The 12535-nt window shown below is 40.7% G+C and carries 11 protein-coding genes; 4 read left to right on the forward strand and 7 right to left on the reverse strand.

The window, feature by feature from the left end; translation table 11 throughout:
* Positions 1-56: 56 nt before the first annotated feature.
* Both ABF638_RS19715 and ABF638_RS19720 read left to right on the forward strand, forming a co-directional pair.
* Positions 57-668: a PEP-CTERM sorting domain-containing protein gene (locus ABF638_RS19715; protein ID WP_435024692.1), complete on the forward strand. Its 612-nt coding sequence runs from the start codon at positions 57-59 to the stop codon at positions 666-668.
* 423 nt (positions 669-1091) lie between these two features.
* The gene (locus tag ABF638_RS19720) at positions 1092-1574 is read left to right on the forward strand and encodes a GNAT family N-acetyltransferase (RefSeq protein ID WP_435024693.1); all 483 of its coding nucleotides are present in this window, start codon (positions 1092-1094) and stop codon (positions 1572-1574) included.
* Positions 1575-1680: 106 nt separating this feature from the next.
* On the opposite strand, the gene ABF638_RS19725 is transcribed toward ABF638_RS19720, so the two are convergent.
* The 6 genes from ABF638_RS19725 to ABF638_RS19750 form a co-directional block, all read right to left on the reverse strand.
* On the reverse strand, positions 1681-2178 hold the full coding sequence (locus ABF638_RS19725; RefSeq protein ID WP_335008028.1) for a PAAR domain-containing protein: 498 nt from the start codon (positions 2176-2178) through the stop codon (positions 1681-1683).
* Between the two features lie 43 nt (positions 2179-2221).
* Positions 2222-3952: a VgrG-related protein gene (locus ABF638_RS19730; RefSeq protein ID WP_435024694.1), complete on the reverse strand. Its 1731-nt coding sequence runs from the start codon at positions 3950-3952 to the stop codon at positions 2222-2224.
* A 203-nt stretch (positions 3953-4155) separates the two neighbouring features.
* Positions 4156-4710, reverse strand: coding sequence for a hypothetical protein (locus ABF638_RS19735; protein WP_181929861.1), 555 nt, complete (start codon positions 4708-4710; stop codon positions 4156-4158).
* A 38-nt stretch (positions 4711-4748) separates the two neighbouring features.
* The gene (locus ABF638_RS19740) at positions 4749-7988 is read right to left on the reverse strand and encodes a hypothetical protein (RefSeq protein ID WP_435024695.1); all 3240 of its coding nucleotides are present in this window, start codon (positions 7986-7988) and stop codon (positions 4749-4751) included.
* A gap of 23 nt (positions 7989-8011) precedes the next feature.
* A complete protein-coding gene (locus ABF638_RS19745) occupies positions 8012-8536 on the reverse strand; it encodes a phage tail protein (RefSeq protein WP_181929863.1) in 525 nt (174 codons plus the stop codon).
* Positions 8536-8838: a hypothetical protein gene (locus tag ABF638_RS19750; protein WP_435024696.1), complete on the reverse strand. Its 303-nt coding sequence runs from the start codon at positions 8836-8838 to the stop codon at positions 8536-8538. Before ABF638_RS19750 ends, ABF638_RS19745 begins: the two co-directional genes overlap by 1 nt.
* A 129-nt stretch (positions 8839-8967) precedes the next feature.
* Between ABF638_RS19750 and ABF638_RS19755 the strand changes: the two genes are divergently transcribed.
* Positions 8968-10389: an eCIS core domain-containing protein gene (locus tag ABF638_RS19755; protein WP_435024697.1), complete on the forward strand. Its 1422-nt coding sequence runs from the start codon at positions 8968-8970 to the stop codon at positions 10387-10389.
* Entirely contained in the window at positions 10382-10642 is a 261-nt protein-coding gene (locus tag ABF638_RS19760; protein WP_435024698.1) for a hypothetical protein, read from the forward strand. The genes ABF638_RS19755 and ABF638_RS19760 overlap by 8 nt, the downstream gene beginning before the upstream one ends.
* Positions 10643-10901: 259 nt before the next feature.
* Here ABF638_RS19760 and ABF638_RS19765 read toward each other — a convergent pair whose 3' ends face one another.
* Positions 10902-12194 carry a hypothetical protein gene (locus tag ABF638_RS19765; RefSeq protein WP_435024699.1) on the reverse strand — a complete coding sequence of 431 codons (1293 nt, stop codon included), beginning with the start codon at positions 12192-12194 and terminating at the stop codon, positions 10902-10904.
* Between the last annotated feature and the right edge of the window lie 341 nt (positions 12195-12535).

Raw genomic sequence — 12535 nt, forward strand, 5'->3', positions numbered from 1 at the left:
ACTCAACTTCCAATAATCGGGTTCGCCTTTGGAAAGCAATTGCACTAACAATCTCCATGAAAAATCTAGCTTTACTATCTGCGACAGCTATTGCTGCTACATCTGGATTAGTTTTTGGGACAATGCAAGCCGCCTCTGCTCTAAATTGGAACTGGAATTATTCTAATACTAGTACTGACATCACGGCCAGCGGTACTTTCACCACTAATGACAGTCCTGACGATTTAGGTTTTTACCAGATTCTGGGAATTACTGGTACACGAAATGGTGAAACAATTACTAGTCTGCAACCTGCCGGAACTCCGATACCAGGAAACGAACCTTTTAATGTTGACAATCTAATTAGTCTTAATACTCAACAGTTAACGGGTGACGGTTTTGGCTATTCCACTTCTCTTGGAAATTATTCTAGTCCATTTTTCGCTAGTTTTTTGCCGACACCAGGTTATTTAGAGGTTTTTTCCGCACCGCCATTTATACCAGGTTATGAAAATTTTGGACTAGAAGATAGTGAGTTACCCATTAGTTTTTTTGCAACTATAGTTACCGTCCCCGAACACACCTCTATTGTTAGCTTACTTGCCTTAAGTACTCTGGGCGCACTTTCAGCACTCAAACGTAATAAGTCATCTAAATTCACTGAAAACACAGAAAAAATAATCTCGTAAAATAGCCCTGCGGAAGTCCCCACCTTCAATGTACTCAGCCGCCAATCAAAACAGTGGGATTACCTTTGATAATTTTATTCGGTGGCCCAATGCTTTAAGGTAAAAGCCAGTCTAGAAGAAGCTTTTAAAGATCATATCTGGCCTCGTTCCTAGTCTGAGACTGGGAATGCCATCCTAAAGGCTCCGCCTTCCTTACTGGCGGTAGAGCCGCAATGAGTAGCATTTCCAGCCAGAGGCTGGAAACGAGGTTTGAAAGGAGTTTTAACCTTAAGTTGACACCAATGAGCAATGCTGTGCCCTTATGACAGATAGTTCAAATACATGAAAATTGCTGTAATTCAGATAAACGATCGCAAACTAGGGTTGTCGGCAGCTACTGACCAGAAACGTTATGCCAATATTTGAAGAATCAAGAATTAATAGATGATTGAAATTTTTGAAGCAGACCTGAGTATGACTGCTCATGCGGAGGCTATGGTTCAATTAATGGATGAGTATGCGCTTGACCCGATGGGTGGTGGTAAAGGTTTGTCGGACTACGTTAAAGCAAATCTCTCAGCAGAGCTTGCCAAAAGAAAAGCGGCTCATGTAATTCTTGCGTTTGTCGATGCCGAACCCGCAGGGCTTGTTGTCTGCTTAGAAGGATTCTCTACCTTCGCGTGTAAGCCATTACTTAATATTCACGATGTCATCGTTGCTTTACCCTACCGTGGTAAAGGCTTGTCCAAACTGCTGCTACAGAAAGCGGAGGAGATCGCGTTTGATTTGGGTTGCTGCAAACTCACGCTAGAGGTACTGGAAGGAAATCATGTTGCCCAGTCAGCATACAAGGCGTGCGGATTCAGTGGCTATGAGCTAAATCCCCAGATGGGCAAGGCATCATTTTGGGAGAAGAAACTAGGATAGGTGACTGATGGATCGAAAAGTCCTTAAAGCAGATTGATTATTAATCCTGACAAAATTTCGGATAAAGTTCCAACTCTCCTCTCCCTCATATTCTCTACTTCTCCAATTAGCCGCCAATCAAAACAGTCGGATTACCTTTGATAATTTTATTCGGTGGCCCTAATGCTTCTAAAACAGTGTCGCCCATCCGAGAGGCAGGTAGATTGTTAATCAGCACAGTCTGACTACCATCAATCACAACCCCAGGGCCGTGAGGAGGTAAAGGTAAAGGTGTCGCGCAATTATGAATATCAGCACCAGCAGCAGCAGCAGCGATCGCACTACCCATAGTAGCAGCAGCTGTTGTCTTTGTAGTTTGTTCGGCGGCTAAGGCAGCAGGTGCCCCTGGTGTACCAGCCGCCGCTAAAGTAGCAGCCTCAGCCGCTTTGATAGCTATATCAGAAGATGTTTTAGCAGACTGCAAACCTGGTACTGCGGCGGCAAGCACACCCCGCCACGCAGGTAAAGACCCAATCAACACATTGGGACTACCCGGCCCCCCTGTTAAAACTGGGGGTAAGGGATGCGCCACATTATCAGTAATTCTTGCTGCTGGTCTACCCATCACAACCTCCTATAATTACGAATTACGAATTACGAATTACGAATTAATTAAGTCGAATCAACGCACCTTTGACTGTAATCGTACCGTTGGCTGAAATGTCGATATTTCCAGCAGCATCTAATGACATATTACCTGTTGATTTCACTGAAACAGATTTACCCATATCGTCCATTTTGATTTTATGGCCGCCCTTGGTTTCAATCTCTATGCACCTTTGACTGTCATTGAGATATATTTTGTGACCGTATTCAGTTTCTACGCGAATACCTTTTTTACTACTTCCTTTATCTTCTTCAACAAACTGTAGAGTGTGACCTACACGAGTTTTAATGGTGCGTAATCTTACACCACTTGTAACTGAATCCCTTACTTTTTCTGGTGGTGCATCCTTGCCATTCCAGACCCCGCCAATGACGTAGGGACGGTGGATATCGCCATGTTCAAAACCTACTAAAACTTCATCATTCACCTCTGGTAAACAGTCGAAACCTCTGTTGGGGCCTGCTCCCACAGCTACAACTCTCGCCCAGTCACTTGTATGGTCTTCTGTGAGAGTGGGAAACTTTACCTTCACCCTACCCCATGCCTCTGGGTCTTTGTTATCAGTGACAATCCCCACTAATAAAGTCTCAGATGGCTGTAGGCGTTTTTCTGGGGATAGGGTTGTGAATAAGTTACCAGAACGTAGTCCCCGCACGCTGAACTCAGTTTCATAAACGCGCTGATTAAAGAAATGGCGGGTTTCTGTAACATAATACTTACCACTATAGCGATCGCCCATACCCTGAAGCTTAACAACTCGTCCAGGACGAATCTCAGGATTCCCTGATGCTTTGGCATCTGCATAAACAAATTCTCCTCCCAGTTCATCACACAAAGCCTGAGCCATCGTCTCTGCTTGTTTTTTGCTAGCAACTGGTTTATCAACAACAATCATTTTCGGTGACTTAAGATTAGAAAATGCATTACTAGTACTACTTCCTAGCTGATTACCTGTCTCGGTTACTTGCTTCTCTTTCTTGGCTGTTCCGCTAATCAATTTTTTCTGGGTATAGTCCCAAGCACGCACTTCCACAGAACTCACCTGTTCAGAACTGGTAACGCGAGTACTAAATTTACTAATATCAACTAGCCATTCTAGTGGTAAATCTCCCTGAGTTTTTGGCTTGCAAAAATTTAGTTTATCCTCTGTAATAAATAATTCAAAACCAATACGAGCAGCCCTTTCTCGCAGAAACTCCATATTAGTTTGATTTTCTTGGAATACATACTTATGAGCTTCGCCAGTTGGCTCTATGTTGCCAGGTTTTATGCCTACTTCTTTAACTATTTTTTTGACTATATCGCTATCAGTTTCATTTAAAAAAGAACGATTATAGCGACCTCTGTGCAGACGATGGGAAATATCATAACCGCGAACAATTATGTCAGCTTCAGATTTTTCATTGAAGTGAACTTCCATCGCTGTAATTTCGCCTTCTATCAGAACTTTTTCTACCTCATCTTGAAAATTATTATCTTGAGTAGTACTCGAAGTAAAACCCAACTTTACTTTTTTGCCAATTTTAAACAACTGCTCATGTCGCCAAGCCCTGTTTTCTGACCGATCAGATGTGGGAATATAGCTATTATGTATAACTAGCGTAAACATTGCTGGCAAATGAAGGCTTTCTTCTATTGTGATTTGCAACAAATCTTTCATTAATTCAGGAGAAGCGGCTTGTCCTTCTATCTGGATTTTAGGTTCGCTTAGATAAAGGCTTTTTTTAGGCATAAGTAGTAATCTATTGAAGAAGAATGCAGAATTCAGAATTCAGAATCAAGACGCTCGTGACGCTCGTTCGCCCTTGGCGTGCCGTAGGCAAGACTCGCTAACGCTGTGCTATCCGCCAGTCATACAGAATACACAACTGAATTCTGACTCCTGACTCCTGAATTCTGTTCGATAAATTTAAAATATTCAAAAAATCCTAAAATTTAAGTAGTTTTTCCCAGTTTGGAATTTGGCTGACGACTTGCGCCTTTAGAAGCAGATTCGCGTCCTCCAGGAAGGTTATTTTTATCTACTTCTTGTAAGGCTATATCTACTAGCGCCCTGACTGGTGTGCCATCACTCAGAAACATATTTAATGTGTAAGTTAAACTCGTGATTACACAATAAAAATACTCTGTTCCCCATGTCAATATGTAAACAGGTGGGCGTTTATCAGTCGTTCTATTAATAGTTTCTACTCCTTTTTTAATATTATCTATATACTTCTTCATCACCGATTCTTTCGTTTCATAAGTATCATATAGTAACTGTTTAAGTGTAAATTTATAAGGCTCAACACCAGAAAAATTCACCTTCGGAAGTAAAGTAGTTCCTCTATTACCTTGCTTACTTTCCCACTTGACAGTTCGAGCAAAACTAATATCTGTGGGATTAAACATTAATTCAATATCTGGTGCTTCGCCATTATAAGCTACAAGTTTGGCTTTCTCAAGTTGTGGTTGACGCTTTTGAATAACAATAATTGCAGGAGTTGCCATTTGAATATTTCTCCAAAAACTAATTCTTAAATACAAATTTACCAAGGTAATCTACCTGAGTAACCGCCATGACGCTCTCGCTCAATTTCTATCCGTTGTCGTAATCTGCTATAAATTTCACGGGCTAGAGCTTCAAGATTAGCTGTATCATCTTTATCACCTTCTTCAGAAGACGAGGATATGCTCTCTATCGTCTCAGTTATCGGTTCTATATCTCTAGATATGTCGGGTGGAGTGACTTCTCCACCATCAGCAAAGCCTCTAAATGTAGGAATGTGTTTAGCAAAAATTTGTGGCGATTCTGAGACATGAGAAAATTCAGAATTTTTGCTATTAGATTCACCATCATTAAAATTAAAGCTAGTGAATTCATCATTATTTCCATTTAGTAAATCTTCCACACTTGACCATTGGGAAGGTGTATTTGACCATTGAGCAGATGTATTACTGCTGGAATTTGCTTTTCGGAAAATCAGGGGAGGTGATGAATATTGAGGTGAAGTTTCACCCACATCAATTGTTTGGTTTTGAAGAGGATTAAGCTGTGGAGAATTGAGTATCGAAAGTTTCTGTTTTCCAATATCTAACCCCAAGGAAGAAGAAATTAAAGGATTAGATATTTGAGATAAGTTAGTCTCGGTGATTTTTAGCTGTAATGAAGTGTCTGGAAAAGAATCGACTTTAGTCGGAGTCTCTGGAGAAGTTTTTTCTTCTGGTTCTGTGGGATTGGATGTCTGTAAACTTGGGAGGATAATATCCTGCGGTGTTCCACCAGTGTTGATGTGATGTAGTAGAGGTAAATTTTTCTGTGCATCCCTGGTATTAATCACAAACTCTCCAGGCGTAAGCATTGCAGGTACAGTATCCGAGGGTGCTATTTGCTGACGATTGTCAACGTGGGAGTCTGTCACATGACCACCAGTAGCATAACCTTTAGGTGCTGGCAAATTTTCTACAGTTGCATTTTGCTCAACTTTAGGTACTGTGCTTACCTTATTTTGTGAGGAAGTTGGTTCTTCTGGGATATCTGGATTATCTGAGGTATCAACAAAGGTTGATATTTCAGGATTTGTTACTGCAAAGGGAAATTCTGATTCTACTGGTTGTTGATTGTCAATAATTTTCCTGAAAATACTCTCAGTTTCAACGATTTCAGGTGATGTGGCGGTAACTACTGGTGCGTAGACGCCTAGCGGCTTGTCGTTAGATATTGCAGTTTCAGCAATCTCAGGTGATGTAGCGGTAATTCTTTCTGCTTCAACAATCTCAGACGATTTGGCGTTAACTACTTGTGTTTCAACAATCTCAGACGATGTAGCGGTAATTCTTTCTGCTTCAACAATCTCAGGTGATGTGGCGTTAACTACTTGTGTTTCAACAATCTCAGGTGATGTAGCGGTAATTCTTTCTGCTTCAACAATCTCAGGCGATGTGGCGTTAACTACTGCTGCTTCACTAATCTCAGGTAGCGCTAATATGGGCTGATTTTCTGTAAACTCGCTGGTAGTATTCTCAATATTACTGTCATGTTCCAGTGAATTCATATTTTCTGAGACATCTGAAACATTAACCACCATAGCAGATTTTGACTCTGAAGTGACTAATTGTTCACTGCTATCAGAGTTTCTGAATAAACCAGGTGTATTTTCAATATTAGCGGAGGTAGGTGTTAACTGAATAGGCTCACTGACTGGAGACTCACTCGTAACACTAGAATCAATTTTTTGTTGTAATGTAATAGGGTTTTTTATAACTGAAGACTCAGTATTAGGTACAGCAATATCTACTTGGGGCGCAAAGCTATCCGCCCCTATGATATTTTCATCATTCGCTAAAGGATAGACTAAAGTAGGTGCATCATCAACATCAGGTGAAGTAAATACTGACGATAAAGCGGCTGAAGATTCAGAATTAGGTAGAACAACATCTGCTTTGAGCGCAAAGCTATCCGCCCCTATAATACTTTTATCATTCGCTAAAGAATGAAGTGTGTCATCAACATCAATTGGGGTAACTTTTGAAGATAAAGCCGTATTTTCTAGAAAATTATCAGCCACAGCATTATCTTTGACAAAATCATTTGTGGTACTTTCTGATATTAAGTCTGGTTCAATGTCTCGAATTGCCTCAAAATTTCTATTTATATGTGGTGGTTCTTCTGGCTGCGATGAAGAATTTACGGTTGGTGACACCTCTTTTTTCTGGATTAGATTTGTTTGGGAAGTGGTGATTTGATTATCAACTATAGAAGGAACTTGATATTTAATATCCTGTTGTGGTGGTGTTGGGCTGACTGGGATATCTGAGATATTAACTGATTCTGATGCTTCAGTGATTATTTGTTGTTCATTATCTCTCAAGTTAATATATGGGGTAACTGTTTGCTCTAAATTATTAGGTAAAGTTAATTCTAGAGGCGAATTCTCTCCTATTTCACTTATAGTATCGTCTAAATTAATCTCTTTTGGTGATATCAAAATACTTTCTGTGACAGACGAATCTGCACTAGGCGAACTATATGGTAACTCAGAGTTTAATTGCTGACTGTCATTAGTAATATTCTTGAGGAAAATCGATTTATCTTCAATATTAGGCGAAGTAGATGTCGTTATCCTATTAACAGAGTTATTGTCAGTTGTAGTATGATCTGAAGCAATATCAAGTTGTAAAAGTTCGAGATCCGAATTAGTCTCAACCGATAGAGGCTCATCTGATGCTAATAAGCTATTTTCATTAAAACTAATAGGAACGTTACTTTTATCAACAAGTTGCTCAACATTCTTAGCCACTGATGATTTAACTGTTTTTTTAGTCTTAGATTTTGGTTTTGACTTTTTTTCTAGTGGCTGTTGAGATTTATTTGTTTTTTTGGATTTAGATTTACCTTTAAGATTTATTTCTGATGACGCATCATTACTCGTATTTTTCTCAATGCGAGTTGCCATTATCTCTGGAATACTGTCTTTTATTGGTTCGTTACTATTTTCTGGAGGAGTTATTGAATCAGAAGAATCAAACTCAAGTAGTGAAAACTCACTATTTATATCCTGAGTATCCCAACCGATTAATGGTTGTATCGATGGTTCATGTTCACGAGACAAGAAAAATTTAGAGGATGTTACTAATGCTGGTTTAGTTTGTATGGGACTGATAAAATTACTTCGTAGATTCAGAGAATGAGACTCTTTTCTCAATAACATTTTATGAGAATTAGATAAAGATGATATTATTCCAAGTGGATGAATATTGTTTCCCAGTGGAGATTGAATAATTTGCATAGTTATAGTTTCAAAAGAGGCAATTAGCTAGAAACGAAATATCCTGTTTTTTGATTTCGTTGTACAGAAGTTCCTCCTCCTGTCGCTCTTGCTACTTGTAAACCTTCATAAGCTAAAGTTAATTCTTCAATGGCAACTGCTTTGCCATCTGCTTGGAGTGCTGGTGTTTTCCAGGTTATAGGAATAGCACCAATCAAAGTCCAACTCATCATCGTTTCACCAGCTTGATTGAAAATCAGAATGTTGACATTGCGTCGAGATGTTTTCTTTTGTTCATCAAAAACTGCATTCATCCAGTTCCAAAAACCTGGATGATCGGTAACTCCACGTTTAAGAGTTATGTCTGCAAATTCTGTATGACCTAAATAAATTCTTTGCTGGTCGTTGACACCACCTTCTTGAAAAACATTTTTCTTAATTTGAATACTTAATCCTGTACATTCGGCGAAAGATGCAGCAATAGAACTGTCTATCTCAACGTAAAAACGATTAGTAGTGACATAATTTAATTCGTGAGTAATGTTGCCGTTATTAGCGCCTGTAGCCATCACAACCACCTTTGGGAATTATAATTACCAAGTCTTTCTCGCTGCGATCGCAAGTCTTCTAGCAAAAGTTTATATACGTGTTCTGTGAGTTGGTTCAAAAGCCGTGAGTCGTTGAGGTATTTACCCGCAGCAATAGCTGCCTTGCTGGCATCAGATGCCGCCGAAACTCCAGCGTATCCAGCAGTACCGCCAACATCTCCATCGAATGTGAAAAAACTTGGTTGCTGATTTGAGTCCATAAATAAAAAAACCTCTCCTAAAATCAAGGCTAAAGGTACTGCGTCAGAATCAAAAGTAGCCAAAAGTCGAACTTGCCCTTTGCCTTGATTCAGACTTTTGAGCAATTGTGCTAAAAGTGCGATCGCAGTAATCTAGATATTGGTAACAGCAAAATATTCATCTAGCTACTGCTTGGGCATCTGGAAAAGAAAATGAGAGAACACGTCAGCCGGCAGAAAAAAACTACTACAGGCTTCTCAATTCCATCCCTGAAAAACCCGACACCCGGCTTTGGTTTGGAGTCGTCGGCAATTTCACGCCAAGCGGTTCCAAAAATACAACCACTCGATAAGCCACTTACTCACGATATAAGTTGCATACCACTGCGTAGCCAAGCAAAACTCTCAATTAGCCAGCCTGGAGACATTTACGAACAGGAAGCTGATAGTGTTGCACAGCAGGTAATGCAAAGAATGGCGCAACCTGTAAATAGTCAGTCTATCCAACGAGAAGCATTGCCAGAGGAAGAGGAAGAATTGCAAATGAAATCTCTGGACAATAGCACACTGCAACGAGAAGCATTGCCAGAGGATGAGGAAGAATTACAGATGAAGCCGATGATGCAGCGTCAGTCTGAGGCTGGGATGGCTGCTGCGCCTGACTTGGAAGCGTCCATTAACCAAGCGCGGGGGGGTGGACAAATCATGGCAGACAATATCCGCGAACCGATGGAACAGGCGTTTGGTGCAGATTTCAGTGGGGTGAAGGTTCACACGGATGGTCAATCCGATCAGTTAAATCGGTCAATTCAGGCGCGGGCTTTCACAACGGGACAGGATGTGTTTTTTCGACAGGGGGAATATAACCCAGGGAGTCGGGGTGGTCAGGAGTTGTTGGCGCATGAGTTGACCCACGTTGTGCAGCAGAATGGAGTCCTCACCAAAGGTATCATTCAGCGCAAAGAGGTAACAGAATTGGTCAACAGCCTAGAAACGGTCATGGTCGAGGGCAAGCTTAAAAAAGAGCAAATAATTGACGGTTTGAAACAACTGGACGAATCCGATCGCAATGACCCTAACTTTGCCCGTGCTTTGGTGGATTTTGTTAAAGCTCGGAATCAAAAAGAGTTCAAGATCGAAGACTTGACATCTCAACCAGACCCTAAATTTGGGAAGAAACATTTGGACAAAAAATGGACTTTTAGACACTACACAACCCAAAAGTATGAAAGCCTCCAATCGCTTGCACAACTGGAAGCAAAGGGAATAGAAGCAAGCAAAAACACAAATGATCGAGACTGGGAGGATCTCGGAAACCAAGGTTATGTCTTTGGACTAATAGCGATCGATGGGGAAGTTCCAAACCGAACTTGGTTGTCTAATATGAAATATTATGCGGAGTACGACCTTAAGAAACTAGACAGTGTTTGGGTGTCGGGGGATATGCTGACCGACGATGGTCGCAAGCAGAACAGCTATCAAGGTACCGGAATAAATATAGTTTACCAGTTGTCAAAAATGCTCGGCTTCATTAACCAGAACTCGGCAAACGAACTCGATGGTAAATTCAAAAATGCACTCGAAGCCAAGGTGTCGCCAGCTTCTCTCGGCTCTCTTAATTGGACGGATGTATAAACAGTGTGGTGTGGTGCGTTACGCTGTCGCAAACGCACCCTATATAGCTTCAGGGAAGGCGGAAGTTGCTACAGACTTGAAATTTGTCAAATTATCAGAATTTGCCCACCCTATACCTCTTGAAGTGCGATCGCCCGATATTATAAAGGTGAATTGCTTGATGAGTGCGATCGCTGATATTGTAGCGACTGTCTTGAACGTCAAGTGCGATCGCAAAAGTAGTAATCCTATAGAATTGCATAATAGATATTAATCATTTACAAATTCTTGTATAGAAAAGCACAAACTAACTTAATAATTATCCGCCTCTTTAGTTAGAGGATAAATGAAGTAGTCAGCTGGTGTAATTTAACAATGCGTAACAGCTAATCAACGCGCAAGTTATAAGGAGTGATGGGTGAGGTGTCAATACTATAAAATCTCGTCACTCCTTTTTACTGACTTCAAGCTTTTCACAGGTTAAAGGACTTTGTATTAAGCACTTTAATGCTTATATAAGGGCTAGAGCAAACTTAACGGATGCCATCATTATCAATAGCGCTGTAGCTGTCGCTAGGGAAAAGCCCCAACCAAGGGTCAGAACTAGGAGTTAAAAATAGTTGGGCGTATACCTGTTCATTGAGTGTTTCCACACTGCTTGTTTGCTGACCCTGCATAAACCATTGATGAATTTGGCTGTGCAGCATATATTCATTTCTGACTGTATCTAAAGCCATTGTGGCTTCAAATTTTTTCACTATTATCGGCAAATTATCTTCCTGAGTGTTTGCAGACTGAGACTTTTTAGCTTTGATTAGAGAGATACTGTTTTGATCTAGCTTGACATCGGCGGCATAGAGTTGAGCAATTTTGTTCCAAACTTCCTGGTCGGTTATTTCAGCTAAAGCGTTTTGATTTCGTTCAGCATCAGACTGGAGAGCACTTAGCATTGGCCTTTCAACTATCATCTTAGAAACTGCTAGAGAGCTTGCTATTTCTGCTGTAGGTGGCTGACTGGGATTGTTCGGAGTTTCCACCAACTTAGGGGGAGACTGAATACCCAGGCGAGATAAATCTGCAACCCATTGGGCTTGGATAGAATTTAGGCGATCGCTGTGGTATTTTCTTAAATAAGACTCGCGATCGCTTGGTGTAAGTTTACTGTAGTTTTTTACTGCTACTTCAGCCTGCTGTAGCTGACGCAAAAATGCTTTGGGACTGTATAACCCTGGAATTGCATCGATTGGACGCCCCGATGCGTCCAATATATAATGAATGCTATTGCCTGTAATCGTTCGCTCTAACTTGCGTCCGTCGCCAAAATCAATAGTTACTTTAGGTACAGGTCGCACTGATTGCCAGTGCAAAACGAAGCGGTCTTGAAGTAGTTTAGAAATCTCAACATTCGGATACAGGGCTACCCTAAAGAATCTACTATTAGCACAACTCAAATCCTGATCCAGCCTGCCCAATAACCGCAGAGATAGAATGGGTTTACCACTGGTTCTAGCAGCAGCTTTGGCTTGTTCTATGTCAGTATACCAGTACAGACGAGAGGCGTAACAGTCGCGTTGTTGGCAAAGTTCATCTAAAGCAATCCGGAGTGCAGGGGAAGGTATAACTGCACCAGAAGAATCGGTATTTAGCGTATTGGTATGGGATTTGAGAAATACTTGTAACCCTGTTGGGCCCTGTTTCCGAAGCACAGAAACTTCTTGAGATAGCTGGGAAATATCAGCGACAGGAGTTTGAGCATCAGCTGTCTGCAAAAAACTGAAGCTGACTAGCATTAGTGCGAAAGGATATTTTAAGGTTCTAAATTTCATATATTTTCAGAAAAATAGGAGATGCGGGTGTCGCCATCACTAAATAGAGAAGTCTAGTTTAACTTGTAAGAATCTCATCTGCTCTGAAAGTTTGTGATGGGATGGTAAACCTTACAATATAGACATAAATCAAAAAAAATCTTATCTAATTTTTAATTGCCTCCTCTCACAGGAACGGGTTGTTGTTTTAGGATCTCTATAGCTCAACTCATTCATTCGTGATCAACAAGATCCCCGGCTTATTTGAAAATTCATGGATCTGTAGGTTTATATTCTGAGTATTTACCTAGGGCGTGTCATCAATTAGGTAAACTTGAGTAGGTAATGCTTGGGATAAGCCA

It is taken from the genome of Nostoc sp. CALU 1950, from assembly GCF_051172895.1.
GTDB lineage: Bacteria > Cyanobacteriota > Cyanobacteriia > Cyanobacteriales > Nostocaceae > Nostoc > Nostoc edaphicum_A.

Excerpts from the sequence above, each read along its gene's own strand:
- ABF638_RS19765 (WP_435024699.1), bottom strand. The coding sequence starts at position 12,194 with ATGAAATTTAGAACCTTAAAATATCCTTTCGCACTAATGCTAGTCAGC.
- ABF638_RS19755 (WP_435024697.1), top strand. The coding sequence starts at position 8,968 with ATGAGAGAACACGTCAGCCGGCAGAAAAAAACTACTACAGGCTTCTCA.
- ABF638_RS19720 (WP_435024693.1), top strand. The coding sequence starts at position 1,092 with ATGATTGAAATTTTTGAAGCAGACCTGAGTATGACTGCTCATGCGGAG.
- ABF638_RS19760 (WP_435024698.1), top strand. The coding sequence starts at position 10,382 with ATGTATAAACAGTGTGGTGTGGTGCGTTACGCTGTCGCAAACGCACCC.
- ABF638_RS19730 (WP_435024694.1), bottom strand. The coding sequence starts at position 3,952 with ATGCCTAAAAAAAGCCTTTATCTAAGCGAACCTAAAATCCAGATAGAA.
- ABF638_RS19745 (WP_181929863.1), bottom strand. The coding sequence starts at position 8,536 with ATGGCTACAGGCGCTAATAACGGCAACATTACTCACGAATTAAATTAT.
- ABF638_RS19735 (WP_181929861.1), bottom strand. The coding sequence starts at position 4,710 with ATGGCAACTCCTGCAATTATTGTTATTCAAAAGCGTCAACCACAACTT.
- ABF638_RS19725 (WP_335008028.1), bottom strand. The coding sequence starts at position 2,178 with ATGGGTAGACCAGCAGCAAGAATTACTGATAATGTGGCGCATCCCTTA.
- ABF638_RS19740 (WP_435024695.1), bottom strand. The coding sequence starts at position 7,988 with ATGCAAATTATTCAATCTCCACTGGGAAACAATATTCATCCACTTGGA.
- ABF638_RS19715 (WP_435024692.1), top strand. The coding sequence starts at position 57 with ATGAAAAATCTAGCTTTACTATCTGCGACAGCTATTGCTGCTACATCT.